This window comes from Janthinobacterium psychrotolerans, from assembly GCF_001677885.1.
GTDB lineage: Bacteria > Pseudomonadota > Gammaproteobacteria > Burkholderiales > Burkholderiaceae_D > Janthinobacterium > Janthinobacterium psychrotolerans.
This window is the reverse complement of the sequence record NZ_LOCQ01000046.1, coordinates 95091-121897: the sequence shown is the minus strand read 5'-3', so window position 1 is coordinate 121897 and position 26807 is coordinate 95091. Positions and strand designations below refer to the sequence as shown.

Genomic DNA, 26807 nt, shown 5'->3' with positions numbered 1-26807 from the left:
GAAGACGCTGCGCACCATGGCGGTTTCACCAGCGGTCAATGGTCGGCGCAAGTCGGGCATGGCAATCCGGGAAAGAAAACGGCAAGCGCTGAAGGCTTGCCGTTGGATAACAACTTAGGCGGAGCGCCTAGGCGGAACGCCTAGGCGGAGCGCAGACCGCTGGCCGCTTTTGCAATTTCCGTGATGCGGTCCCAGTTGCCGGCCGCGATCGCGTCTTTTGGCGTCAGCCACGAGCCGCCCACGCAGGCGACGTTTTTCAGCGCCAGGAATTGCGACGCCGTTTCCTGCGAAATGCCTCCGGTCGGGCAGAACGTCACGTCCGGCAGCGGGCCGTAGATGGCGTTGAGCATGCCGATGCCGCCGGCTGGCACGGCCGGGAACAGCTTCAGTTGCTGGAAGCCGTTTTCACGCGCCGCCATCACTTCACCGGGAGTCATTACGCCAGGCAACAGCGGCAGGCCACTGCTTTTCGCGGCGGCCACCAGCGCAGCCGTCAAACCGGGCGAGACGCCGAACACGGCGCCGGCGTCGCGCGCGGCGGCGAATTCTTCAGGACGCGTCAAGGTGCCGACGCCAACGATGGCGCCCGGCACTTCGGACATGGCGCGGATCGCGTCCAGGCCGTGCCTGGTGCGCAGCGTCACTTCCAGCACGCGGATGCCGCCCGCCACCAGCGCGCGCGCCAGCGGTACGGCGTGTTCAGGGTCGTCGATCGCGATCACGGGGATCACGCTCGAGGTGCGCATAATTTCCAGGAGTGTCATGGTCATGTTTATTTCCTTGCCAAAAAGTCTTCATCGGAGCCCGGCACAGTATCGCCGACATTCTCGCCTTCGTGCAAGGGCACGGTGGTGGGAATCGGCGACGGCAGGCCGAACGTGGTGGCGCCCTCTTCCGCCGCGCTGACGGTGGAGCGGAACATCGAAAACAATTCGCGGCCCATGCCGATATGGCTGGACGACAAATCAGCGGTGACCAGCGAACGCGCATGCCATACATCCGCCGGCACCAGCGCTTCAAGCACGCCGGTAAATGCGTCGAGACGGATGACGTCGCCGTCGCGCACCAGGCCCAGCGGACCACCGGCCAGGATTTCAGGCGACACGTGGATGGCCGACGGCACCTTGCCCGACGCGCCCGACATGCGGCCATCGGTGACCAGCGCCACATGGCGGCCGGCATCCTGCAGGTTGGCCAGCGCCGGCGTGAGCGCATGCAGTTCCGGCATGCCGTTGGCGCGCGGGCCCTGGAAGCGCAGCACGGCGACAAAATCGCGGTCCAGGGTGCCGGCCTTGTAGGCGGCCATGAAATCTTCCTGCGAATTGAAGACGATGGCAGGCGCTTCGACGGTGCGGTGCTCGGGCTTGACGGCCGACACTTTCATCACCGCGCGGCCCAGGTTACCCGCCACCAGTACCATGCCGCCGTCCGGCGCGAACGGGTTCGAGGCCGGGCGCAGCACGCTGTCGTCGGCGCTGGCCAATGGCGCATCTTTCCAGAACACCTTGCCGTCTTCGCCCAGGAAAGGCTCCATGCAGTGCGCGCGCAAGCCGTGGCCGAGGATGGTGTTGACGTCTTCGTGCAGCAGGCCCGCGTCCAGCAGTTCGCGGATCAGGTAGCCGGTGCCGCCGGCGGCGTGGAAATGGTTCACGTCGGCGTCGCCGTTCGGGTAGATGCGCGTGAGCATCGGCACGATGGCCGACAACTCATTGAAATCGTTCCAGTCGATCACGATGCCGGCCGCCTTGGCGATCGCCACCAGGTGCAGGGTGTGGTTGGTCGAGCCGCCGGTGGCCAGCAGGCCGACCACGGCGTTGACGATACATTTTTCATCGACGATATGACCAACCGGCAAGTAGCTGCCGCTTTGCGCGGTGATCACGGCGGCGCGCTGGGCGGCGGCGGCGGTCAGCGCATCGCGCAGCGGGGTGTTCGGCGTGATGAAGGCGGCGCCCGGCAGGTGCAGGCCCATCACTTCCATCAGCATCTGGTTGCTGTTGGCAGTACCGTAAAAGGTACAGGTGCCGGCGCCGTGGTAAGCCTTCGACTCGCCTTCGAGCAGGTCTTCACGCGTCGCCTTGCCTTGCGCATACAGCTGGCGCACCTTGGCTTTTTCCTTGTTCGACAGGCCCGAGGTCATCGGGCCGGCCGGCACGAACACGGCCGGCAAATGGCCGAAGTGCAGCGCGCCGATCAACAGGCCCGGCACGATCTTGTCGCACACGCCCAGGTACAGGGCCGAGTCGAACATATTGTGCGACAGCGCCACGGCGGTCGACATGGCGATGGTGTCGCGCGAGAACAGCGACAATTCCATGCCGGGCTGGCCTTGCGTCACGCCATCACACATGGCCGGCACGCCGCCGGCGAACTGCGCCACGGCGCCCACTTCGCGCACCGCTTCCTTGATGATTTGCGGGAAGCCTTCGAACGGCTGGTGCGCCGACAGCATGTCGTTGTACGACGAGACGATGGCCACCGACGGCTTTTTGTATTCCTTCAGCGACAGCTTGTCGTTGGCTGGAAACGCGGCAAAGCCGTGCGCCAGGTTGGTACACGACAGCGCGCCGCGCTGCACACCCTGGATGCGCGCGGCATCGAGGTGCGTCAGATAGGCGCCGCGCGATGGCCGGCTGCGCGCGATGATGCGCGCTGTTACGGATTCGACTACTGGATGCAGCGCCATGATGGATTCCTTAAAAAAGTATTTCGTGAAATTTTACTACAAAATGGATGAGCAGAAGCATTTTTGCTGGCACCAACTCCATAAATAAACTACATTTTTGCCGCTTTTTAAGGCCTCGAGGCGATACGCCGCGGTGACAAAAGCGGCTCTCCTGCCGCATGATTTCTTGGCAGAATGAAGTAAAAAACACATGACGGCGCCGTATCTCCGCTACAAACTGTAGTGAATTTACTTTTTTCTGATGTATTATTCTCATATCACCGTCGGCAGCGCCCCTCGCGGGTGCGCGCCGCACGCCTTATAACCGAGACCCGTATCCAGCCGACCGCCATGTCCACTCCCGCCCTCACCACCCTCACCAGTTTCCAGCAATTGCAGGCCCACAGCGCCACCGTGCGCGAGGTGCACCTGCGCCAATTGTTTGCCAGCAACCCGCAGCGCTTTGCGCAGATGACCGTCGATGCCGCCGGCCTGCTGCTCGACTACTCGAAGAACCGGGTCGACGCCACCAGCATGGCCTTGCTGATGGACCTGGCCCGCGAACGCGGCGTGGAAGCGCAGCGCGAAGCGATGTTTACTGGCGAGAAAATCAATCTTACCGAACATCGGGCGGTTTTGCATACCGCCTTGCGTGCGCCGCGCGGCACCAAGCTGGTGGTCGACGGCCAGGATATCGACGCCGACGTGCAGGATGTGTTGCAGCGAGTAAAGGCGTTTACCGACAAGGTACGCAACGGCAGCTGGCTCGGCTACAGCGGCAAGCCGATTTCCGACGTCGTCAATATCGGCATCGGCGGCTCCGACCTGGGTCCGAAAATGGCCTGCCTGGCGCTGCGCTCCTACGCCAACCCGGGCCTGGAAATGCACTTCGTGTCGAACGTCGACGGCCACGACATGGAAGCGACGCTGTCGAAAGTCGATCCGGAAACGACCTTGTTCATCGTTGCCTCGAAAACCTTCGTCACGGCCGAAACCATGCTCAACGCCAATACGGCGCGTGCCTGGTTCCTGCTCGAAGCCGAGGAAAAAGACCTGGCGCAACACTTCGTGGCGGTATCGACCAATGCGGCAGCCATTGTCGAGTTCGGCATCGATCCGGCCAATATGTTTCCGTTCTGGGACTGGGTCGGCGGCCGCTATTCGGTCTGGTCGTCGATCGGCCTGGCCGTGGCGCTGGCCGTCGGCTTTGAATACTTCAGCGATTTCCTCGCTGGCGCACATGCGATGGACCAGCATTTCCGCACCGCGCCTTTGGCCCAGAACATGCCGGTGGTGCTGGCCATGGTGGGCTTCTGGAACCGCCAGTTCCTCGATTGCGGCTCGGTTTCGATCGCGCCGTACCACCAGGACCTCTCCCGCTTTGCCGCCTACCTGCAACAGCTGGACATGGAAAGCAACGGCAAGCGCGTCACCAAGGACGGCCAGCCCGTCGGCGTGCCGACCGGCCCCGTGATCTGGGGCGATTGCGGCACCAATGCCCAGCATGCTTACTTCCAGTTGCTGCACCAGGGTACCGACGTCACGCCGATCGACTTTATTGCCGCGCTGCGCGCCACCCACGACCTGCCGGGCCACCACGACGCCCTGCTGGCCAACTGCTTTGCCCAGTCTGAAGCGTTCATGACCGGCAAGACCGGCGAGGAAGTGCGCGCGGACCTGCAGGCGCAAGGCTTGCCTGCCGAGCAGATCGAAGCGCTGGTGCCGCACAAGACCTTCCCCGGCAACCGCCCGAGCAACACCATTTTGATGGACCAGCTGACGCCATCGACGCTGGGCGCCCTGATCGCGCTGTACGAACACAAGACGTTTGTCCAGGGCGTGCTGTGGAACGTCAACAGTTTCGACCAGTGGGGCGTGGAACTGGGCAAGGTACTGGCCAGGAAAATCCAGTCGGAACTGACGGGCGAGGCCCAGCCGGCACTGCACGACAGCTCGACCAATGGTCTTATTTCCCTCGCACGCGCCGCCAAGGCAGCTTACTAAGACATGAATATCTACGAAATCAAAGTCGTCAGCGACCAGCCCATGCAAGTGGGCGAATGCCCCTTGTGGCACCAGAAGGAAGACGCGCTGTACTGGGTCGATATCGACGGGCGCGCCGTACACCGCCTGCATCCGGACAGCGGCAAGCACAGCAAATGGGAGATGCCGACCGAACCGTCGGCGCTGGCCATCAATGCCGGCGGCGGCCTGATCGTGGCGCTGCGCAGCGGCTTCGTGCACCTGGACACGAAGACCGGCAGCCTGGCCGACATCGCGGCGGCGCCGTTCGACATGGCCAGCACCCGCTTCAACGACGGCAAGGTCGATCCGGCCGGACGTTTCTGGGTCGGCACAATCTTCGAGCCGCGCAATGCGGATGCGGCGGAAATGTTTGTGCTGGAAAAGGGCGCCGTGCGCAAGGTATGGTCGGGCGGCATGACAGTCTCGAATGGCCTGGGCTTTTCGCCGGACCGGCGCACCATGTACCACGCGGACACCACCACCCACCGCATCGACCGCTTTGATTTCGACGCGGCCACCGGCGCCATTTCCGCGCCCCAGCCGTTCCAGCGCTTTTCCACCGATAAAAAGGCGGCGGACTATGGCGGACGTCCCGACGGCGCGGCGGTCGACAGCGAAGGCAATTACTGGTCAGCCATGTTTGAAGGCGGCAAGATCCTGCGCTTCGCGCCCGATGGCCAGCTGCTCGGCGAAATCACGGTGCCGGCGCGCTGCCCCACCATGGTCACCTTCGGCGGCGCCGACCTGCGCACCTTGTATATCACCACCGCCAGCCACAACCGCCCGGAGCAAGAGGTCGCCGAGTACCCGCTGAGCGGGCATGTGCTGTCGGTCAGGGTCGATGTGGCGGGGCAGCCGGAAACGGCTTACCAGGCCTAACTTTGCAGATAAAAAAACGCCGGCACATGTGCCGGCGTTTTTTATGGTGCAACGTGATTTAGCGCGCCAACACCTTGCGGATCGTCTCGGCCAGTTCGGCCGCCACGAACTTGGCCACATAGCCATCGGCACCCACGCCCTTGACGTGGTCTTCGTTGGTCGAGCCTGTCAGCGAGGAGTGGATGACTACCGGAATGGTAGCGAAGCGCCCGTCGTTCTTGATATTGCGGGTCAGGGTGAAGCCGTCCATTTCCGGCATTTCCAGGTCGGTCAGCACCAGCGCGACCTTGTCTTTCGCCGTCTTGCCTTCGGTCGCTGCCTGGGCCGAGATCGCCTGCAGGCGCTCCCACGCTTCCTTGCCGGTCTTGGTCATAATGAAAGGCACGCCCATCGCTTCCAGACCTTTTTCGATCAGGGAACGGGCCAGCGACGAATCGTCAGCGGCCAGGATCACGGCGCCGGCCGGCAGGCGCACTTGCGGGCCGATGCTGGTCTTGTCGACGTCCGGGTCGCCCGACGGGAGCACATTGCGCAGGATCTGTTCCACGTCCAGCACTTGCGCCAGGCGCGTCTTGTCGGTATCGCCGTCGAGACGGGCGATGCTGGTGACCAGGCCGCCGCCAACGCTCGATTCGGCCGACAGCACCTGATTCCATTCCAGGCGCACGATTTCATCGACCTCTTCCACGGCAAAAGCCTGGGTCGAGCGCGCGAATTCGGTCACCATCAGGATCTTCAGGCCATTGCTCTTGCAGCCGACCGCCAACGGCAGGTCGATCACGGGCACGATCTGGCCACGGATATTGACCACGCCCAGCATGTGCGGATGGGAACCTGCAACGGCCGTGATGGCCGGCATCTCCATGATCTCGCGCACCTTGAACACATTGATGCCGAACAGTTCGCGGCTGGTGGAATGATCGCTGGTGCCGAGCTTGAACAGGAACAGTTCGAATTTATTATTGCCTGTCAGGCTGGTGCGTTCATCGATATCTTGCATTGAATTCATTATTTCCCCTTGAGCCGTCTTGGTATTGCGTGATTGAAGTCCGCCTTGCCGCGCGCTTTCATCGCTGAAGGCGTGCTACCGTAGGGTCGGAAGGCGGATTCGGGGCATGGCCGACGCTACAGCGCAGTATTTCGTCGCCAACATGGTTGCCAGCGTTTCAAGCCGATTATACGGTCAATTTATTTCTTTAAAGCTACTTAAATTAGCGCCAGGGCGTTGTAGAGCCTTTTCTTGACGGTGTTGTTGCAACAGCGCAAATCCATCAGTGCGCCACAGGACATTTAGCCGGCAACCATGGCTTTACTGCAATGCATGATGGTGTGGCAAGTGCTGCTCGCAAGCCTATAATGCGATACTGGCGACACACAGCGCAATGTAGTAAAATTTCTTGCAATTGCCAGTTCTACGTAGTAAATTTACACCATGAATTTACAGTAGCATAGACTGCGGCACCACGCGGCGCTACAAGCGGCGCGCTGCGGCGCTGCCAGCGATCAGCACCTTCCCGGCTCCGGCTCCTTTACTTTTGCGACGACATCATATTATGGCTCTTACCGATTTTGACCTGGTCCTGTTTGGCGGCAGCGGCGATTTAGCCATGCGTAAATTACTGCCTGCAATGTATGCGCGCGATGTCGCGAACGACCTGCCACCGACGGCGCGCATCATCTGCGTTGGCCGCCAGGACAGCGGCCAGGATGCGTTCCTGAAAATGGTGGAAACCAATGCCCGCCCGCACATCAAGGCCAGCACGCTCAACGCGGCGACCTGGAGCAAGTTTTGCGCGCGTATCGTGTACGTGTCGCTCAACGCCAGCGACGCCAAGACCTACGCACCGCTGGTCGAAGCACTGCGCGGCGACGCCAACCTGACCCGCGTGTACTACCTGGCCACGCCGCCGCACCTGTTCGCCCTGATTTGCGACAATCTCGAAGACAACGGCCTGGTGACGCCGAGCTCGCGCGTGGTGCTGGAAAAACCGCTGGGCCGCGACCTGGCCAGCGCCAAGCAGATCAATGCCGAAGTGGGCAAGGTGTTCCAGGAATCGCAGATCTACCGCATCGACCATTACCTGGGCAAGGAAACCGTGCAGAATCTGATGGCTCTGCGCTTCGGCAATATCCTGTTCGAGCCGCTGTGGCGCCGTGAATGGATCTCCGATGTGCAGATCACCATCGCCGAAAAACTGGGCGTGGGCAACCGCATGGGTTACTACGACACCTCCGGCGCGCTGCGCGACATGCTGCAGAACCACTTGCTGCAACTGCTGTGCATCGTCGCCATGGAGCCGCCGACCTCGATCGCGCCGGACGCCGTGCGCGATGAAAAGCTGCAAGTGCTGCGCTCGCTGAAAAAATTCACGCCGACCACCCTGGCGCAGAACATCGTGCGCGGCCAGTACCGCGCCGGCCATGTCGACGGCGCCAACGTGCCGAGCTACCGCGACGAGCCCGATGCACCTGCACATTCGCGCACCGAAACGTTTGTCGCGCTGAAAGCCGAAATCGATACCTGGCGCTGGGCCGGCGTGCCGTTCTACCTGCGCACCGGCAAGCGCATGGCCGACAGCCTGGCCGAAATCGTGGTGCGCTTCAAGCAGATCCCGCACTCGATCTTCAACCAGCCGACGTCGAGCTTCCAGCCTAACTGCCTGGTGATCCGCCTGCAGCCCGACGAAGGCCTGCGCATGAATCTGATGGCAAAAACGCCGGGCGACGGCATGCGATTGAAACCGGCCGAACTGGAACTTGATTTCCGCGAATCGTTCAAGACCCCGCGCATGGACGCCTACGAGCGATTGCTGCTCGACGTGCTGCGCGGCCAGCTGACGCTGTTCATGCGCGGCGACGAACTGGAAGCGGCCTGGGAATGGGTCGAACCGATTCTCGACAACTGGGAACAGAACGACAGCGCACCGATCCCGTACACGGCCGGCACTTGGGGCCCGGCGGCGGCCAGCGCGCTGATCGGACGCGATGGCTTGCAGTGGCGCGAAGAAGCCTTGCCTGAGGACTAAGCTAGCAAGGCAAGGAGCCGGCCCATGCATGGGCCGGCCGTTACGCAGGCGCGGAGCATGCTCCGCGAATTCCCTGCTTCACCGCTTCCCGAAGAAAAAAGACTCCCCCCATGCTGCTTGACTCCATCCGCACCCAGCTCGACTCGCTCTCCAAGTCGGAGAAAAAAGTCGCGCTGGCGGTGCTGGAACAGCCTGACCAGACGGTCAGCCAGAACATCACGGCGCTGGCGAAAAACGCCCAGGTGTCCGAGCCGACCGTGGTGCGTTTTTGCCGCACGCTCGGTTACGACGGCTGGCATGAGTTCAAGCTGCGCCTGGCGCAGGGGCTGGCGCTGGCCATGCCGGGCGCCAACGAACAGCCGGCGCAGGACGACCTGGCGGCCGACCTGGTCAATAAAATCTGCAGCCGCTCGATCAATACCCTGCTCGATCTGCGCAACAACCTGAACCCGGAAGCGATACAGCGCGCGCTCGATATTTTGTCGCGCGCCAGCAAGATCGAATTCTACGGCCAGGGCACCTCGGGCATCGTGGCGGCCGACGCCCAGCACAAATTCTTCCGCTCGGGCGTGCCGACGGTGGCCTACAGCGACCCGAATATCCACAGCATCGCCGCAGCCCTGCTGCGCGGCGGCGACGCGCTGGTCGCCATCTCGCAGCGCGGCAACAGCCCGGCCCTGGTGCGCTCGGTGAAACTGGCGCGCCGCGGCGGCGCCGACGTGATCGTGCTGGCGCCGTCGGGCACGCCACTGGCGGACCTGGCCACCGTGCTGATCCCGATCGACCTGATCTTCAACACCGATCCCTACACGCCGATCTCGGCGCGCCTGGCCTACCTGGTGGTGATCGACGTGCTGGCCGTGGGCCTGGCCTTGCAGCGCGGGCCGGAGTTCCGCAAAAAGATGCAGAATGCGCAGAAGGCGCTGCAGGAGTTTGATATGCAGTTTGATTCTTTTATAGGATAGGCAGCAGAAATCTGGCGGCCTTAATTACTTTCAGTATAATCTCCAGCCATGAACCAATTAGAACAGCTCAAACAATTCACCACCGTGGTGGCCGATACGGGCGACTTCCAGTCGATCCAGGCGTACACGCCGCGCGATGCGACCACCAATCCTTCGCTGATCCTCAAAGCCGTGCAAAAGGATGAATACAAGCCGCTGCTGGAAAAGGCCGTGCGCGATCATCCGAACGCGTCGACCGGCGAGATCATCGACCGCCTGCTGATCGCCTTTGGCGTGGAAATCTTGCAGACGATACCGGGCCGCGTGTCGACCGAAGTCGATGCCCGCCTGTCGTTCGACGTCGCTGGCACGGTAGCCAAGGGCCGCGACCTGGTCGCCCTGTATTCGAACGCCGGCATTGCGCGCGAGCGCGTGCTGATCAAGATGGCTTCGACCTGGGAAGGCATCCGCGCCGCCGAGATCCTGGAAAAGGAAGGCATCCGCTGCAACATGACCCTGCTGTTCTCGCTGTCCCAGGCGATCGCCTGCGCCGAAGCGGGCGCACAGCTCATTTCGCCGTTCGTCGGCCGCATCTACGACTGGTACAAGAAGTCGACCGGCATCGACTACATGGGCGCGGAAGACCCGGGCGTGCAGTCGGTCAAGCGCATCTATAACTACTACCGCAAATTCGGCTACACCACCGAAGTGATGGGCGCGAGTTTCCGCAACACGTCACAGATCCTGGAACTGGCCGGCTGCGACCTGCTGACCATCAGCCCCGACCTGCTGCAAAAGCTGGCCGACAGCGATGCGCAGGTAGCACGCAAGCTGAGCGCCGAAGCGGCGCCGGGCGCCAATATCGTCAAGATGTCGCTCGATGAAAAATCGTTCCGCTTCATGATGAACGAAGACGCGATGGCGACCGAAAAACTGGCCGAAGGCATCCGCGCCTTCTGCGTCGATACGGGCAAGCTGAAACAGCTGATCTCGGCCCTGCGCTAAGCGGCGCGAGTACAAAAAAGCGGCGTCCGTGCAGTGCACGGCGCCGCTTTTTTCATGCCTGCACAGATCAGGAGCAGCGGAAGGTCGCCACGCCCTGATAGCTGGCGCCGTTGGCCAGCACCACCTTGTAGCCGCCGATGACCAGGTAGCGGCCGGCGCCCGCGTCACCGAGTGCCAGCAATGTGCCACTGCTGCCGCCCAGGAAGCCGCCGCCGATCGCCGTCGATGCCGGCGCGGCCAGCAGGCCGGCACCGCTGATGCTGGCCTGCTGGCCGCCGGCGCTGGCGTTGACCGTCATCGCCAGGCTGGCGCCGGTGGCGCCAAACGACAAGGTGGCGCTGCCGCTGGCCGCGCCGAAATACGCGTCCTGCCCGATCACGCCGCCGCCCGTGTAGCTGGGCGCCGTGAACGTGCCGGCGTCGCAGGCCAGGCTGCCGCTGGCGGGCAGGCTGGCAAGCGTCTTGTAGACGTTGTAGTGGGCGCTGGCGTTGTTGCCGCTCATGACGGTGGCGCCCGTGCTGCGCGTGATCGTGCCGGTGAACCAGCGCCCCTGGGCAAAGCTGGCGTCGCCGCTGATCTCGCGCGTGATGGCCGGTGTACCGGTGAAAGCCGCACCGGCGATCTCGCTCAACGCGCCATTGGCGCCCTGGCTGACGCTGGTGAGCGCGCCCGTGCTCTGGCTGGCGACGGCCAGCAGCAGATAGCGCGCGCTGGCATTGCCGGCAAATGGCGCGCTGACGCTGCCGGTGTCGCCGCTCACTGGCGCGACTGGCGTCACCGGCGCGACGGGATTGACGGGATTGGCTGGCGTGACGGCGGTGGCGCTGTCGGAGGAGGAGGAACCGCCACCGCAGGCGCTCAGGGCGGTAGCCAATAAGGTGATGAGCAGCAAGTTGCCCGGTAATTGTTCAGGTCGTTTCATGTGTGTCTTTATAGAGTCAGCTATTATTGCTTTCAGAATAATAGTAAAAAACGGCGGCCCCGGTCGCACGCCTGATCGGGCCGCTGGCGCTACAATGGGCGGTTCCAACCAGCCACTCGCCGCACCCCATGTCGCCAAGCACGTCCGCCATCACCATCCGCCTGGGCCGCCGCGCCCGCGCGCGCATTGCCGAGCACGGCTTGCGCGCGCTTGACATCGCCATCGTGCCGGCCGCCGCCGGCGGGCCGAAGGGGCTGATCCTGCACCAGTTCGATTGCTGGCTGTTCGGTGACTTCTTGCCGCGTGCGCCGCGCCAGCGCCAGTTTATCGGCGCCTCGATCGGCGCCTGGCGCATGGCGGCGGCGACCTTTGCCGATCCGGTCGCCGCGCAGCGCCGCCTGGTACGCGAGTATGTAGGCCAGCGCTACCCCGACAAGCCGACGCCGGCCCACGTCAGCCGCACCTGCCGCGCCCTGCTCGACGCCATGCTCGATGGCCAGGACGCGCACCTGCTGCAGCATGCGCAGCACAGCCTGGCCGTGCTGGCCGTGCGCGGCATCGGGGCACTGGCCAGTCCCGGGCCACGGCGCGACAAGCGCGGCTTTTTGCTGGCCGCCGCCGGCAATGCGCTGGCGCGCGAGCGCCTGGCCGCCACGCTCGAACGGGTGGTGTTCCATGCCGGGCCCGATGGCGCCAGCTGGCTGCGCTCGCGCTTCGACGCCTTCAACGCCCACTTCGTGCCGTTGGCGCAAGACAATCTGCGCGATGCGCTGCTGGCGTCGGGCTCGATTCCGCTGGTGCTCGATGCGGTGACGGATATCGCCGGCGCGCCGCCCGGACGCTACTGGGACGGCGGCCTGGTCGACTACCACCTGCACCTGCCCTACCAGCGCGAGCCGGACCTGGTGCTGTACCCGCATTTCGCCGACCATCTCGTGCCGGGCTGGCTGGACAAGGCCATGCCCTGGCGCCGCGTGCGCGGCCGGGATGCGGCGCTCGACAACATGATCCTGGTGTCGCCCTCGCCCACCTTTGTCGCCAGCCTGCCCAATGGCAAGCTGCCGGACCGGCGCGACTTCCCCCACTATGGCCAAGACCATGCGGCGCGCATGCGCGACTGGCGCCGCGCGATTGCCGAAAGCGAACGCATGGCCGCCGCCTTTGCGCGCTGGGCCGAGCAGCCCGACCTTCGCCAGGCGCTCGACCTGCACGCCTGAGCCAAAAACAACAGGCGCGCGATAGCTCACCAGCCCGGTGCGTATTTCATACCGACAGTCATTTTTGCATGGTAGGATTTACCCACCGCCACCCTGGCTCCTGACGCAAGGCCTGGCGTTTCCAGGTATTTGTTTTCTTGTCAGTATTCCGGGCCCCGACCCAGCCTGCACCACAGCACCACCTTGCTGCCACACCGCGTTTGAACACGATCTGTCGCCGTCATGCCCATGTAGCATTTCCAATGGAAAATGCATTCTTGTCCACTGTAACCAAAAGACACCATGAAGACACTCTCGAACATCCGCATCGGCGCCCGCCTGGCGATCGGCTTTGCCGTGGTGCTGCTGCTGGCCATCGTCTGCACCTCGTTTTCCGTGATCAGCGCCTGGAGCAACGCCCAGGCCACGCGCGCCATGATGGAAAAGCCGCTGGCCAAGGAACGCCTGGCGTCCGACCTGTATTTGCTGATCTATTCAGCCATCGAACGCACCACGCTGATCGCCAAAAGCTCGGACGAAAGCTTGTCGGTGACGTTTGCCGACGCGATTGCGGCCGGCACCAAAAAGGGTGGCGGCCTGCTGAAACAGGTGGAAGGCATGCTGTCGAGCGAGCAGGAAAAAGCCACGTTTGCGTCCGTGATGCAGGTGCGCGGCGTGTACCAAGAAGCCAAGCAGGCGGTGATGGCGGCCAAGAAGACCGGCCAGGCCGAGACCGCAGAAAAAGTCTACACGCAACAATACATGCCGGCCGCCGAAGCCTACCAGGCCAAGGTACAGGGTTTCCTGGCCGAGCAGCGCCAGGCCATCGATGACACCGCCCAGGCGATCGAGCGCGCCAATGCGCGCAGCCTGACCTTGACGGCCATCCTGGCCGGCCTGATGATCGTGTTTGGCAGCCTGTGCGCCTGGCTGATCACGCGCTCGATCACGCAGCCGCTGCAGGCGGCCATCGCGGTCGCGGCCACCGTCGCCGAAGGCGACCTGCGCACCCAATTCGGCCAGGCCACGCGCGATGAAGTGGGCGACCTGATGCGCGCCCTGAAAGGCATGAACGATGCGCTGACCAATGTCGTGTCGCAGGTGCAAACTGGTACCCACGCGATCGCCACGGCGTCGTCGGAAATTGCGGCCGGCAACCAGGATTTGTCGTCGCGCACGGAGCAGCAGGCCAGCTCGCTCGAAGAAACCGCCTCGTCGATGGAGGAGCTCACCGCCACCGTGAAACAGAACGCCGACAATGCGCGCCAGGCCAACCAGCTGGCCCTGTCCGCCTCGGAAGTGGCCGAACGCGGCGGCGGCATCGTGGGCCAGGTGGTCGACACCATGGGCGCCATCGACGCTTCGTCCAAAAAGATCGTCGACATTATCGGCGTGATCGACGGCATCGCCTTCCAGACGAATATTCTGGCGCTCAACGCCGCCGTCGAAGCGGCGCGCGCCGGCGAACAGGGGCGCGGCTTTGCGGTGGTGGCCACCGAGGTGCGCAACCTGGCGCAGAGGTCGGCGGGCGCGGCCAAGGAGATCAAGAGCCTGATCGACGACTCGGTAGCGCAGGTCAACGGCGGCAGCCGCCTGGTGCAGCAGGCCGGCAGCACCATGAACGAGGTGGTCGACAGCGTGCGCCGCGTCACCGACATCATGGCCGAGATCACTTCGGCCAGCGCCGAGCAGAGCATGGGCATCGACCAGGTCAACCAGGCCATCGCGCAGATGGACCAGGTGACGCAGCAGAATGCGGCGCTGGTGGAAGAGGCGGCGGCGGCGGCCGAAAGCATGCAGGACCAGGCAGCGCGGCTGGCGCAGGTGGCCGGCGGCTTCAAGCTGGAGCAAGCGCTGGCGGCGCCCGTGGCGGCGGCCAGCCAGCCGCGTCCCGCCACGCATGCCATGCCTGCAAAGCCGGCGGTGCGCAAGAGCGTGGCCAAGCCTGCCCTGGCCGCCCATCCTGCGCCGCGCAAGGCGCCCGCCATGCCGGCCGGCGAGCAGGACTGGGAAGAGTTCTAAACAGATTGACAGCGGCGTTTCCCGTGCCAATACTGTTTCCAGGTGGGCCGGGCGCGCCACCTGCGCAATTCCATGCGGCGCCTGTGCGGGAGAGACCATGCGCCGCCATCTCACTACGTTCATCATTGCACTGTGCTGTGCCCTGCTGGCCGGCTGTGCCACGCCGCCGGCCAGCATTCCCCCTGTCTTCACCGACAGCGCCTTTGCGCCGGCCATCGCGGTCGATGCGGGCCAGGTATTCGCCATCGACGACACGATGCGCCAGTACCTGCGCACCGAGGTGCTGCGTGAAGCGCGCCTGAAAAACCCGCGCACCGCCCTGTACAACGCGCTGTACGACAAGGCCCGCCTCAAGCTTGAATACGATGCGCAGATCACGCGCAACGCCCGCGAAACCTTTGCCGCGCGCAGCGGCAACTGCCTGTCGCTGGTGATCATGACGGCGGCGCTGGCGCAGGAACTGGGACTGGCCGTACGCTACCAGGAAGTGCTGGGCGAAGCGAGCTGGAGCCGCAGCGGCGACATGATTTTTGTCGCCGGCCATGTCAATCTGGTGCTGGGACAGCGGCGCCTCGACAGCGCCCGCAGCTACGACGCCAGCGCCCTGCTGGTGATCGACTTTTTGCCGTCAAAAGACGTGGCTGGCTACCGCACGCGCGAACTGGGCGAAGCGACGATCACGGCCATGTACATGAACAACCGCGCCGCCGAAACCCTGCGCCAGGGCCAGTTGCACGCGGCCTACTGGTGGGCCCGCGGCGCCATCGTGCAGGACCCCGGCTTCATCGGCGCCTACAACACGCTGGGCCTGGTCCAGCTGCGCCACGGCGATACGCAAGCGGGCCAGCGCACCCTGGCCCACGCGCTGGAGCGTGCGCCGGACAACACGGTACTGCTGGCTAACCTGGCGCAGTCGCTGGAAGCGTCGGGCATGGCACAGCAGGCGCAGCCATTGCGCCAGCGCCTGCTGGCCCTGCAGCCGGAGCCACCGTTCCATCACTTTAATTTGGGCAAGGCCGCGATGCAGCGGCAGGACTACCAGGCGGCGATCTGGCTGTTCCAGCGCGAGATCGCGCGCGATCCCGGCTACCATGAATTCCACTTCTGGCTGGCCCAGGCCCACGCGCAACTGGGGCAATGGCAGCTGGCGAGCAAGCAGCTGGAGCTGGCGATGGACCGCAGCCTGACGCGCGGCGAACACGCACTGTATGCAGGCAAGCTGCGGCGCTTGCGCGCCGCCGGCGTGCATTGACCTTATTCCTCCAGGAACATCTGCTGCAGATCGTTCAGGAAACTGAGGCCCAGCTCGGTCGGCCGGATGAGCTGGTGATCGCGGTACAGCAGGCCCTTCGCTTCGGCCGCATTGAGCGGCTGCTCGATGGCGTTGAGCGCCAGTCCCGTGCGCTCGGCAAACAGGTTCGGTGAAAAACCGCCCGTCAGGCGCAGGGTGTTGAGCATGAATTCAAAGCCCATTTCCTCGCGCGCCAGTTCGCGCTCTTCCTGCACCGGGTTGCCCGCGCGCACCGCGTCCATATAGGCGCGCGGCTGCTTGTAGCGGGCCTGGCGCAGCACCCGGTGCGGGAACGAGATCTTCGAATGGGCGCCGGCGCCGATACCGAGATAATCACCGAATTCCCAGTAATTGCGGTTGTGGCGCGCCTGGCGGCCCGGCTGGGCATAGGCCGACACCTCATAGCGGCCGTAGCCGGCCTGCGCGGCGCGCGCGGCCACCATGTCGGCGATATCGGCGCTTTCGTCGTCGTCGGGCAGCACCGGCGGATACTTTGCGAACAGCGTGTTCGGCTCCAGCGTCAGGTGGTACAGCGACAGGTGCGGCGGCGCGAACGACAGCGCCGTCTCCAGATCCGCCTGCGCTTCGGCCAGCGTCTGCGACGGCAGCGCGTACATCAGGTCGAGGTTGAAATTGTCGAAATGCGCATGCGCGATCTCCACCGCCCGGCGCGCTTCGCTGTCGTCATGGATGCGGCCCAGGGCCTGCAGGTGGCGGCCGTTGAAACTCTGGATGCCGACCGACAGGCGGTTGACGCCGCTGGCCCGGTAGGACTTGAATTTTTCCGTCTCGAACGTGCCCGGATTGGCTTCCATGGTGATTTCGCAGTCCGGCTCCAGCGGCAGCAAGGTGCGCACATCCGACATCAGCCGGTCCAGGCCGGCCGCCGACATCAGGCTGGGCGTGCCGCCGCCGATAAAGATGGTGTGGATCCTGCGGCCCCAGATCAGGGGCAGCGCCATTTCCAGGTCCAGCCGCAGCGCCGCCAGGTATTCCTCTTCCGGAAAGCCTTGCTCCTGGCGCACTTCATGCGAATTGAAGTCGCAATACGGGCATTTTTTCACGCACCACGGAAAATGGATGTACAGCGACAGCGGCGGCAGGGCCGCCAGGTTCAGGGCGCCCGGCTGCAGGTAGCGCAGGGCCGCGCCGGCCGCGCCGGCAATGCCGTCCTGCGGCGCGGGGGTGTTGGCGGGTTTGCTGCCCGGCCGGGCGATGCTGCCGGCGACTTTGATCGGGATCATCGCAGCTTCTCGACCAGCACGCGCAGCGCCTGGCCGCGGTGCGACAGCGCGTTCTTTTCGTCGGCCGTCAGCTCGGCCGCGCACTTGCCCAGGGCGGGGAGATAAAAATGCGGATCGTAGCCGAAGCCGCCCGCGCCGCGCGCAGTGGCGATCATCTCGCCATGCCAGCGCGCGTCGGCGATCACCGGCTGCGGGTCGTCGGCGTGGCGCACATACACCAGCACGCAATAGTAATAGGCCGATTTGTCGGCATGCGGTTCGAGGTCGGCGATCAGTTTGGCGCTGTTGGCCGCGTCCGATTTCGGCTCGCCCGCATAGCGCGCCGAATACACGCCCGGTGCGCCGCCGAGCGCATTGACGCAGACACCGGAATCGTCGGCCAGCGCGGGCAGGCCCGTCAGGCGCGCGGCGTGGCGCGCCTTTTGCAGCGCGTTCTCGACAAAGGTGTGGAACGGCTCGTCGCTTTCTGGCACCTCGTACTCGCCCTGGGCGTGCACGGAAAAGCCGATGGTCGAGAGCAGCTCGTTGAATTCCTTGAGCTTGCCGGCGTTGTTGGAGGCGAGGATGAGGCGTTGGGTCATGTCAGTGGTCCGTGTGAAGTGCCGGCATTGTAAACCTTTTGCGCTCCCCTCACCCCGCTCCTTACAGGCCCAGCGCCTGCTTTTGCAGCTTGATCAGGTCGGCGATGCCGCCCTGCGCCAGGTCCAGCAGGCGGTTCATGCCGGCGCGGTCGAAGGCCGCGCCTTCGGCCGTGCCCTGCACTTCGATAAAGTGGCCTTCTTCCGTCATCACCACGTTCATGTCGGTATCGCAATTGGAGTCTTCGACGTAGTCGAGGTCGAGCACCGGCACGCCCTGGTAGACGCCGACCGAGATGGCGGCGACAAAGCTTTTCACGGGAAGGCTGGTGATCGCGCCACGTACCTGCAATTGGGTGAACGCGTCATGGGCCGCCACCATGGCGCCGGTGATCGAGGCGGTGCGCGTGCCGCCGTCGGCCTGGATCACGTCGCAATCGAGGTGCAAGGTGCGCTCGCCGAACGCCTGCAGATCGAAGGCGGCGCGCAGCGAGCGGCCGATCAGGCGCTGGATTTCCTGGGTGCGGCCCGACTGCTTGCCGCGCGCCGCTTCGCGGTCCATGCGCGTGTGGGTCGAGCGCGGCAGCATGCCGTACTCGGCTGTCAGCCAGCCCTGTCCCTTGCCCTTCAGGAAACCGGGCACCTTGTCTTCGATGCTGGCGGTGCAGATGACCTTGGTGTCGCCGCATTCGATCAGCACCGAGCCTTCGGCATGCTTGGTGTACTGGCGGGTGATGCGGATGGCGCGCAGCGCGTCGACGGCGCGGCCGCTCGGGCGGGATGCAAATGTCATGGGGTGTCCTGTAGAGGGGTGGATGCGGCAGCGATTTTAACACCGCGCGCCATGGCGCCCGATGGCGATGACCTCCAGCACAGACTAACCAAAAAGCAACACGCACCCTTGCACGACAATCCTGCCCCGCGCTGGATAATTTTCTTTACAATGCCGTAAAACGCACACCATTCAGCAGCATGCGCCATTTCATGCGCAAAAAACAGGCCACCCCATGATGGCGGCGCTGTTTTCTGGGCGCGGGCGGTCTTGCCTGCGCTGGCTGATTAAGTGTATAAGTGACTGTATACAAGACCAAATCGGGGAATCCTTTGAGCATTTCAAGCATGACAGGCTACGCGGTTGCCACCAGCGAAGGGGCTGCGGGCACACTGACAATTGAAATCAAGAGCGTCAACTCACGCTTTCTCGACCTGCAATTCCGTATCAACGACGATTTGCGCACGCTGGAACCGGACCTGCGCGCCGCTGTCATGTCGGCCATCACGCGCGGCAAGGTCGAAGTACGCCTGAGCTTTGGCCGCAAGGCCGCCACCGCCGGCACCCAGGCGCTGAACCTGCCGCTGCTGGCCGAACTGGCGCGCTTGCAATCGGAAGTGGGCCAGCATTTCGTGTCGGCGCCCGTGATGTCGGTGGCTGAACTGCTGCGCTGGCCTGGCGTGATCGAGGAAGCGCAAGTGGGCCAGGAGTCCCTGCAGGCCGACGTCGGCGCCCTGACAAAACGCACCATCGCCGCCTTTGTCGACAGCCGCAAGCGCGAAGGCGCGGCGCTCGAAGCGGTGCTGATCGCGCGCATCGAAGCGATGGAAGCCATCGTCAAGCGCATCACCCCTTTGATCCCGCAGGTGGTCGCCGCCTTCCAGCAAAAAGCCATCGAGCGCATGCAGGACGCGCTGGGCCTGGCCAGCCAGGGTTCGAATTCGGCGCTGTCGCGCCAGGACGCGATGGAGCGCATCCGCCAGGAAGTGATTTTGTACGGCATCCGCATCGATGTGTCGGAAGAACTGGCGCGCCTGTCGGCCCACCTGGGCGAAACGCGCCATATCCTGACCAAGGGCGGACAAGTGGGCAAGCGCCTCGACTTCATGATGCAGGAGCTGAACCGCGAAGCCAATACCCTGGGCGCCAAGGCCTCCGTCAAGGAACTGGCCGACGCCTCGATGGACCTGAAGCTGCTGATCGAGCAGATGCGCGAACAGGTGCAAAACCTGGAATAGCCGCCATGGCACTGGCCGGGCGCCTTGCCTCTTGGTAAAATAGCGGATTGGGCGCCCCACAAACGGCGCCATCCTCACACGCCATGGAAAAATACGCATGAGTCACCCTACCGCCTTCTCCGGCAGCCTGTTCGTGGTCGCCGCGCCATCGGGCGCCGGCAAATCGACCCTGGTCAACGCGCTGCTGGCGCAGGAACCGGCCATCAAGCTGTCGATCTCGACCACCACGCGCGCGCCGCGCCCGGGCGAAGAGCACGGCCGTGAATACTATTTCACCAGCGCCGACGACTTTATTGCGCGCGCCGACAAGGGCGAGTTCCTGGAATGGGCCGAAGTGCACGGCAATTACTACGGTACCTCGCGCATCATGGTCGAGCAGCAGATGGCGGCCGGCACCGATATTTTGCTGGAAATCGACTGGCAAGGCGCGCGCCAGGTACGCAAACAGTTTCCGCGCGCGGCCGGCATTTTCATCCTGCCGCCGTCGATCGATGCGCTCGAAGAGCGCTTGAACAAGCGCGGCCAGGACGAACCGCATGTGATCACGCGGCGCTTGCTGGCGGCCGGCGGCGAAATCGCCCACGCGCCAGAGTTCGAATATGTTATTATCAATGAAGAGTTTACGGTCGCTTTGTCCGAACTGAGCGCGATCGTGAGAGCGGCCCGTTGCCGGTTTGCGCAACAAGCGGCCCGCAACGCCTCGCTTTTCGCCCAACTGGGCCTGCACGCGGAATAACAGCGCTGCACGCCAGTCACACAGCGCCACGCACCAATACTGTACCAATATCATAGATTAGGAGTTACCATGGCCCGTATCACCATTGAAGATTGCTTGAAGCAGATCCCTAACCGTTTCCAGCTGACCCTGGCGGCAACCTACCGCGCACGCCAGTTGCTGCAAGGCCACACCCCTAAAGTGGAAGCCAAGGACAAGCCTACCGTGGTGGCGCTGCGCGAAATCGCTGCCGGCAAGGTCGGCATCGAGATGCTGAAAAAGGTGCCGATGTAATAGCCAAGCGCGTGCCGGAACAGTGCTGATCGCTGGTGCTACTTTATCCTTAATTCACACTGCGAAGTAACGCGACGTTTTATGAGTCTGACCCCAGCCGACACGACTTCAGCACCACCGCCGGCCCTGGCCCCGCGCCAGGCGGCAAAACCGCAGGGCGCGCATGCGCCAGGCGCTGCCACGCCTCCCGCGCCGGTACCCGGCGTGGCCTCGGTCAGCCACCTGGCCGACAAGCTGGCCGAATACCTTTCCCCCGCCGACCTGAAAAAAGTCAAGGAAGCCTACCGCTTCTCCGACGAAATGCACCTGGGCCAGATGCGCCGCTCGGGCGAGCCGTATATCTCGCATCCGATCGCCGTGGCCGAAATCTGCGCCGACTGGAAGCTCGACGCGCAAGCCATCATGGCCGCCCTGCTGCACGATGTGATGGAAGACCAGGACGTCAAGAAAGACGAACTGATCGAGCGCTTCGGCGCCCCCGTGGCGCACCTGGTCGACGGCTTGTCCAAGCTGGAAAAAATCGAATTCCAGAGCCAGATCGAAGCCCAGGCGGAAAACTTCCGCAAGATGCTGCTGGCGATGGCGTCCGACGTGCGCGTCATCCTGATCAAGCTGGCCGACCGCCTGCACAATATGCGCACGCTGGACTTCATGACGGCGGCCAAAAAGGCCCGCATCGCCAGCGAGACCATGGAAGTGTATGTGCCGATCGCGCACCGCCTCGGCCTGAACAATATCTTCCGCGAACTGCAGGACCTGTCGTTCTCGCACCTGTACCCGATGCGCTACCGCACCCTGGCCAAGGCCGTCAAGGCGGCGCGCGGCAACCGGCGCGAGGTGGTCAACAAGATCATGGAGGCGGTAAAAAGCACGCTCTCCATGGCCGAGATCGACGCCGACGTGACAGGCCGCGAAAAGTCCCTGCACGACATCTACAAAAAGATGCGCAGCAAGCACCTGTCGTTCTCGCAGGTGCTCGACGTGTATGGTTTTCGCGTGGTGGTGAACAACTTCGCCGACTGCTATGTCACCCTGGGCACCCTGCACAGCCTGTACAAGCCGATGCCGGGCAAGTTCAAGGACTATATCGCGATCCGCAAACTGAACGGCTACCAGTCGCTGCACACCACCGTCATCGGCCCCTACGGCACGCCGGTGGAATTCCAGATCCGCACCCAGGAAATGCACCGCACGGCCGAATCCGGCGTGGCGGCGCACTGGCTCTACAAGAGCGGCGAATCGAACCCGTCCGACCTGCAGCAGCGCACCCATGCCTGGCTGCAGTCGCTGCTCGACATCCAGCAGCAGACGGGCGACTCGGCCGAGTTCCTGGAGCACGTCAAGGTCGACCTGTTCCCCGATTCGGTGTATGTGTTTACGCCAAAATCGAAGATCATCGCCCTGCCGCGCGGCGCCACCGCGATCGACTTCGCCTATTCGATCCACACCGGCATCGGTGACCAGACGGTGGCCGTCAAGATCAACAACGAAACCTCGCCGCTGCGCACCGAACTGCACAACGGCGACATCGTCGAGATCATCACCGATTCGGCCTCGCGCCCGAGCCCGACCTGGCTGTCGTTCGTGCGCACCGGCAAGGCCCGTTCGGCCATCCGCCACCACCTGCGCACGATCAACCTGCCCGAATCGATTGCGCTGGGCCAGCAACTGATGTCGCAGGCTTTGCTGACCCTGAATATCGACGCCGACCTGCCGGCGCCGCTGGTCGAACGCCTGCTCAACGAGTCGAGCGCCCATTCGCTCGACGAGCTGTACGCCGACATCGGCATCGGCAAGCGCATGGCGACCCTGGTGGCGCGCCATATCTTTGGTTTGATTGGCGGCGAAGCGGCCAGCATGCCGGTCGAACACAATAGCGGCAGCGAGCTCGACCCGGTTACCATCTGCGGCAGCGAAGGCGTCTCGGTGCAGCTGGCGCCGTGCTGCCTGCCGATCCCGGGCGACCAGATCATCGGCCAGCTGCGCCGCGACCAGGGCTTGCTGGTGCACACCAGCGACTGCAGCCAGGCCAAGCGCCAGCGCATCAAGGAGCCGGACCGCTGGATCGCCGTACGCTGGGGAACCGAACTGAATCGTCGCTTCGACTGCCGCATCAAGGTGCTGATCAACAGCGAGCGCGGCATCCTGGCGCGCGTGGCGGCCGAGATCGGCGAGTCCGACGCCAACATCATCTATGTCGGCATGGACGAAGACAAGGACAACGTGCTCGACCAGCTGCGCTTTACCGTGCAGGTGAAAGATCGCGTGCACCTGGCGGCGCTGCTGCGCAATGTGCGCAGGGTCGCCGGCGTGAACCGCATCCTGCGCGAACGGAATTAAAAACACCTGTTAAACCTACTGCGCGTCGCGATGTGCGGCCTGCGATGCTCGCTGTGCTTAAGCACAGCTGCGCTTCTCAGCCACAACTCACTGCCGCTCGCTACGGTTTTCCAGGTGTTTTATGCTTCAACACTCGTTCAAGCAACATCCCCCGGCGCCGGGTACGTCACCTCCAGCAACTCCAGTTCCTGCGCCCCCAGCGGGGTATTCAGAATGATCACATCGCCCTCGCGCGCCTTGGTGATCGCGCGCGCCATCGGCGAGACCCAGCTGATCTTGCCGTTCAGCGGGTCGAATTCGTCGATGCCGACGATGGTGATGGTGTGCGTTTCGCCGTCGCTGGTGAGATAGGTGACGGTGGCGCCGAAGAAGACCTGATCGTTGCCGTGGTGCACGCTGGGGTCGACGATGGCGGCCAGGTCCATGCGCTTGGTGAGAAAGCGGATGCGGCGGTCGATTTCGCGCAGGCGGCGCTTGCCATAGATATAATCGCCGTTTTCGGAACGGTCGCCGTTCGACGCCGCCCAGTGCACGATGCGCACCACCTCCGGGCGGTCGACGTCGATCAGCTGCAACAGCTCGTCGCGGATGCGCTGGTAACCGGCCGGCGTGATGTAATTCTTGGCGCCGGCGGGTATCGCCAGCGCCAGCGCGGCGGCTTCTTCATCGTCGTCGTTGTCGGACTCTTTTACAAATGCTTTATTCATATCGCCATTGTAGCGCCGCCAGCCCCTGCACACCCCGTGTGCGCGGGCTTTTTTGACGTATCATCAGGAGAAATTGTTTGGAGCCGGATGAGAAAGCACTACCGTTTCAGGCGCTGGCTGTTCGCGCCGCTGGTCTACCTGGCCGCCATTTTCCTGCTGATCGAGGAATGGCTGTGGGCGACGGGCGCGCGCGCGATGCAGGTGCTGGCGCAGTTTCCACCGCTGCATGCGCTCGAAGCGCGGATACAGCACCTGCCGCCGTACTGGGCGCTGGCAGTGTTCGTGCTGCCGGCCGTGCTGCTGTTTCCCGTCAAGCTGCTGGCCTTGCTGGCGATTGCGCGCGGCCATGCGTTTTCCGGCATCGGCGTAATCGTCGCGGCCAAGCTCGGTGGCGCGGCCGCCGTGGCGCGCCTGTACACGCTGACGCGCCCTACCCTGTTGAGCCTGCCATGGTTTGCCCGCTGGCATGGCCGTTTCATCGCGACCAGGGACCGCTGGATCGCCCGCCTGCAAGGCACACGCGCCTGGCGCCGCATCAAACGCCTGTCGAACTCGCTGGGCCGCACGCGCCGCGCCTGGTGGCGCCGCCTGCGCTCCGGCGCCAGCAGCCGCGGCCGCCACAATTCGCGCCCGGCCCGCGTGCTGCGGCGCTTTGCCGCCCTCTGGCGCGCGCGCCGCTGAGCCCATGAAGAAAACCACCACCATGATCGACACTCCCCGGCTGGCGCCAGCCATGCACGCGCACGCCAGCGAGGCCTATCTGTTCGACGCGGCCAGCTGGCAAGTGCTCGACGCCAATCGCGCCGCCTGCGCCCACCTGCACTACCGCCTGTCCGAGCTGCAGGCAATGACTGTGCGCCAGTTGGCGCCGCAGTGGCCGGCCGGGGAAGTGATACCGGAGGATGGCGTCGGCGCGCACGCCATCGTCCAGGCCCGGCTGCAACGCAGCGACACGGGCGTGCACGCCGTGCGCCTGCGCCTGACGCGCACCGAACACCGTGGCCGCGCGCTGATCCTGGCCATGGAAGATGCGATGCGCACGCCGCAAGCGACCGCCGCCGCCCTGGCGCAAGTGCAGTCGCGCTTCAATGCCATCGTTTCCAATACGCCGGGCCTGGTGTACCAGTTCAGCCTCGCGGCCGACGGGCGCGCCGGCTTTCCCTACCTGAGCGATGGCTGCCAGGCCCTGCTGGGCCTGTCACCAAAGCAGCTGCATGCGCAGCCGGAACTGTTCTACCAGCTGATCCTGGCCGAAGACCGGGCCTCCTACCGCGACTCGATGCTGGCCTCGAAAAACGCGCTGTGGAGCTGGAACTGGGAGGGCCGCATCTGGGTCGACGCCTGGAAAGACGTCAAATGGATCAACCTGCGCTCGACGCCGCGCGCACTGGCCAATGGCGCGGTGCAATGGGAAGGCATCATGACCAATATCACGGAAAGCCGGCTCGAACAGATCGAGGTGCGCCAGTCGCGCGCGCGCCTGGCCGAGCTGACGGCGCATATCGACAAGGTCAAGGAGCAGGAACGCACGCGCCTGGCGCGCGAACTGCATGACGACCTGGGCGGCAACCTGACGGCGATCAAGATGGCGCTGGCCATGCTGGCGCGGCGCCTGCCCGAGGGCGATGTGCTGCTGCAGGAAAAAGCCGCCTATGTCGACGACCTGGTCGACCGCAGCATCGACGCCGTGCACCGCATCTCGCTCGACCTGCGCCCGTCGATGCTGGACCTGGGTCTGGTCGCCGCGCTCGACTGGCAAGTGAGCGAATTCGCGCGCCAGGCCGGCATCGGCTGCGTATTTTCCTCGAACCGCAAGGAAATCGACTTGAGCCTGGACCAGGCCACCACCCTGTTTCGCATCGCGCAGGAAGCACTGACCAATATTGCCAAGCACGCGCGTGCCAGCGCCGTCACGGTGCGCCTCGACAAACAGCGCCAGCACATACGGCTGTGCATCAGCGACAACGGCGTCGGCATGCGCCCGCTTGACCGCGCCAAGCCACAATCGTTCGGCATCCGCGGCATGAGCGAGCGCGCCAGTGCGCTCGGCGGCAGCCTGCAGCTGGCAGACGCCCCTGGCGGCGGCACCGTGCTGACCATAAAAATCAGGCTGACCACGCCCCGAGAGGCGATAATAGCGGCTGCTGCCAGTGCGACCACGCAACACGGCGCGCGGCAGCCGGACGTCAGTGAACCATAAAGCAGCACATGCAGAAACGAATGCAGTCATGAAAGAAAAAGCCATCATCCGGGTATTCATCGCCGACGACCATGCGATCGTGCGCGAGGGCCTGAAACAGATCCTGGCCGATACCAAGGACATTATTGTTGCCGGCGAGGCCGAAAACGGCCACGATGCGATCAAGCGCTTCCGTGCGGCGAAATGCCACGTGATGCTGCTCGACATTTCCTTGCCCGACCGCAGCGGCATCGACGTGCTCAAGCAGATCAAGAAGGACAAGCCGGAACTGGCCGTATTGATGCTCTCGATGCACCGTGAAGACCAGTATGCGATCCGCTCGCTCAAAGCCGGTGCGGCCGGCTATCTCACCAAGCAGAGCGCGCCGCGCGAACTGGTCACCGCCATCCGCCAAGTGGCCGAAGGCCTGAAATACATCAGCGCCGCGCTGGCGCAGGAACTGGCCAATACGGTGGGCGAAGACCATGAGACGGCGCTGCACGAAACCTTGTCGGACCGCGAATACCAGACCCTGGTGCTGATTGCCTCGGGCAAGACGGTGGGCGCAATCGCCGAAGAACTGAAGCTGTCGGCGAAAACCGTCAGCGAATACCGCGCACGGCTGCTGCTGAAAATGAAGCTGAAAAACAGTGCCGAGCTGACCCATTATGCGATCCGCAACCAGCTGGTGGACTAGTCCCGCGCAGCGTATTGCGCGAATTGGCCACACTTCGTCTTGCTTATCCAAGAATAAGTGCTTTGCCA

23 protein-coding genes are annotated in these 26807 nt (G+C 64.0%); 15 read left to right on the top strand and 8 right to left on the bottom strand.

The genetic code is table 11. The features are described 5' to 3' along the window. Positions 1-140 precede the first annotated feature (140 nt). Complete coding sequence (eda, locus tag ASR47_RS06215; RefSeq protein ID WP_065306889.1) at positions 141-770, bottom strand: bifunctional 4-hydroxy-2-oxoglutarate aldolase/2-dehydro-3-deoxy-phosphogluconate aldolase; 630 nt, start codon at positions 768-770, stop codon at positions 141-143. A gap of 2 nt (positions 771-772) precedes the next feature. Beyond that, positions 773-2686 (bottom strand): phosphogluconate dehydratase, encoded by a 1914-nt coding sequence (gene edd, locus ASR47_RS06210; RefSeq protein WP_065306888.1) that lies wholly within the window; start codon positions 2684-2686, stop codon positions 773-775. A gap of 330 nt (positions 2687-3016) precedes the next feature. On the opposite strand from edd, the gene pgi reads away from it, so the two are divergent. Together pgi and ASR47_RS06200 are read left to right on the top strand one after the other, a co-directional pair. Then, positions 3017-4669: a glucose-6-phosphate isomerase gene (gene pgi / locus ASR47_RS06205; RefSeq protein WP_065306887.1), complete on the top strand. Its 1653-nt coding sequence runs from the start codon at positions 3017-3019 to the stop codon at positions 4667-4669. Positions 4670-4672: 3 nt separating this feature from the next. Further along, positions 4673-5569, top strand: coding sequence for an SMP-30/gluconolactonase/LRE family protein (locus tag ASR47_RS06200; protein ID WP_065306886.1), 897 nt, complete (start codon positions 4673-4675; stop codon positions 5567-5569). A gap of 58 nt (positions 5570-5627) precedes the next feature. On the opposite strand, the gene ASR47_RS06195 is transcribed toward ASR47_RS06200, so the two are convergent. Continuing rightward, positions 5628-6581 carry a chemotaxis protein gene (locus tag ASR47_RS06195; RefSeq protein WP_065306885.1) on the bottom strand — a complete coding sequence of 318 codons (954 nt, stop codon included), beginning with the start codon at positions 6579-6581 and terminating at the stop codon, positions 5628-5630. Between the two features lie 541 nt (positions 6582-7122). On the opposite strand from ASR47_RS06195, the gene zwf reads away from it, so the two are divergent. The 3 genes from zwf to tal all read left to right on the top strand — a co-directional run bounded on the left by zwf (position 7123) and on the right by tal (position 10544). Then, the gene (zwf, locus tag ASR47_RS06190) at positions 7123-8595 is read left to right on the top strand and encodes a glucose-6-phosphate dehydrogenase (RefSeq protein ID WP_065306884.1); all 1473 of its coding nucleotides are present in this window, start codon (positions 7123-7125) and stop codon (positions 8593-8595) included. 110 nt (positions 8596-8705) lie between these two features. Beyond that, complete coding sequence (locus ASR47_RS06185) at positions 8706-9560, top strand: SIS domain-containing protein (RefSeq protein WP_065306883.1); 855 nt, start codon at positions 8706-8708, stop codon at positions 9558-9560. Positions 9561-9608: 48 nt separating this feature from the next. Next, positions 9609-10544 (top strand): transaldolase, encoded by a 936-nt coding sequence (gene tal / locus ASR47_RS06180; RefSeq protein ID WP_065306882.1) that lies wholly within the window; start codon positions 9609-9611, stop codon positions 10542-10544. A gap of 67 nt (positions 10545-10611) precedes the next feature. Here tal and ASR47_RS06175 read toward each other — a convergent pair whose 3' ends face one another. After that, entirely contained in the window at positions 10612-11466 is an 855-nt protein-coding gene (locus ASR47_RS06175) for a hypothetical protein (protein ID WP_150127703.1), read from the bottom strand. Positions 11467-11594: 128 nt separating this feature from the next. On the opposite strand from ASR47_RS06175, the gene ASR47_RS06170 reads away from it, so the two are divergent. The 3 genes from ASR47_RS06170 to ASR47_RS06160 all read left to right on the top strand — a co-directional run bounded on the left by ASR47_RS06170 (position 11595) and on the right by ASR47_RS06160 (position 15936). Then, the gene (locus tag ASR47_RS06170; RefSeq protein WP_065306880.1) at positions 11595-12683 is read left to right on the top strand and encodes a patatin-like phospholipase family protein; all 1089 of its coding nucleotides are present in this window, start codon (positions 11595-11597) and stop codon (positions 12681-12683) included. Between the two features lie 282 nt (positions 12684-12965). Beyond that, positions 12966-14684: a methyl-accepting chemotaxis protein gene (locus tag ASR47_RS06165; RefSeq protein WP_065306879.1), complete on the top strand. Its 1719-nt coding sequence runs from the start codon at positions 12966-12968 to the stop codon at positions 14682-14684. A 97-nt stretch (positions 14685-14781) separates the two neighbouring features. Continuing rightward, positions 14782-15936, top strand: coding sequence for a tetratricopeptide repeat protein (locus ASR47_RS06160; RefSeq protein WP_065306878.1), 1155 nt, complete (start codon positions 14782-14784; stop codon positions 15934-15936). A 2-nt stretch (positions 15937-15938) separates the two neighbouring features. On the opposite strand, the gene hemW is transcribed toward ASR47_RS06160, so the two are convergent. The 3 genes from hemW to rph form a co-directional block, all read right to left on the bottom strand. Beyond that, a complete protein-coding gene (gene hemW, locus ASR47_RS06155; RefSeq protein WP_065306877.1) occupies positions 15939-17219 on the bottom strand; it encodes a radical SAM family heme chaperone HemW in 1281 nt (426 codons plus the stop codon). Beyond that, positions 17216-17800, bottom strand: a complete 585-nt coding sequence (rdgB, locus tag ASR47_RS06150; protein WP_065306876.1) for an RdgB/HAM1 family non-canonical purine NTP pyrophosphatase — start codon at positions 17798-17800, stop codon at positions 17216-17218. The genes hemW and rdgB overlap by 4 nt, the downstream gene beginning before the upstream one ends. A gap of 61 nt (positions 17801-17861) precedes the next feature. After that, positions 17862-18590, bottom strand: coding sequence for a ribonuclease PH (gene rph / locus ASR47_RS06145; protein WP_065306875.1), 729 nt, complete (start codon positions 18588-18590; stop codon positions 17862-17864). A gap of 326 nt (positions 18591-18916) precedes the next feature. Between rph and ASR47_RS06140 the strand changes: the two genes are divergently transcribed. From ASR47_RS06140 to ASR47_RS06125, 4 genes are all read left to right on the top strand, one after another. Beyond that, positions 18917-19807: a YicC/YloC family endoribonuclease gene (locus ASR47_RS06140; protein WP_065306874.1), complete on the top strand. Its 891-nt coding sequence runs from the start codon at positions 18917-18919 to the stop codon at positions 19805-19807. 97 nt (positions 19808-19904) lie between these two features. Further along, entirely contained in the window at positions 19905-20543 is a 639-nt protein-coding gene (gmk, locus tag ASR47_RS06135; protein WP_171898900.1) for a guanylate kinase, read from the top strand. 69 nt (positions 20544-20612) lie between these two features. Beyond that, complete coding sequence (rpoZ, locus tag ASR47_RS06130) at positions 20613-20816, top strand: DNA-directed RNA polymerase subunit omega (RefSeq protein WP_010400723.1); 204 nt, start codon at positions 20613-20615, stop codon at positions 20814-20816. An 81-nt stretch (positions 20817-20897) separates the two neighbouring features. Further along, a complete protein-coding gene (locus tag ASR47_RS06125) occupies positions 20898-23156 on the top strand; it encodes a RelA/SpoT family protein (RefSeq protein ID WP_065306872.1) in 2259 nt (752 codons plus the stop codon). A gap of 137 nt (positions 23157-23293) precedes the next feature. Here ASR47_RS06125 and greB read toward each other — a convergent pair whose 3' ends face one another. Then, positions 23294-23863: a transcription elongation factor GreB gene (gene greB / locus ASR47_RS06120; protein ID WP_065306871.1), complete on the bottom strand. Its 570-nt coding sequence runs from the start codon at positions 23861-23863 to the stop codon at positions 23294-23296. A gap of 87 nt (positions 23864-23950) precedes the next feature. Between greB and ASR47_RS06115 the strand changes: the two genes are divergently transcribed. The 3 genes from ASR47_RS06115 to ASR47_RS06105 are packed head-to-tail and all read left to right on the top strand — an operon-like array spanning position 23951 to position 26739. Then, entirely contained in the window at positions 23951-24544 is a 594-nt protein-coding gene (locus tag ASR47_RS06115) for a hypothetical protein (RefSeq protein ID WP_065306870.1), read from the top strand. Between the two features lie 4 nt (positions 24545-24548). After that, positions 24549-26063 (top strand): sensor histidine kinase, encoded by a 1515-nt coding sequence (locus tag ASR47_RS06110; RefSeq protein WP_245714272.1) that lies wholly within the window; start codon positions 24549-24551, stop codon positions 26061-26063. A gap of 28 nt (positions 26064-26091) precedes the next feature. Next, complete coding sequence (locus ASR47_RS06105; protein ID WP_065306869.1) at positions 26092-26739, top strand: response regulator; 648 nt, start codon at positions 26092-26094, stop codon at positions 26737-26739. The last annotated feature ends 68 nt before the right edge of the window (positions 26740-26807 follow it).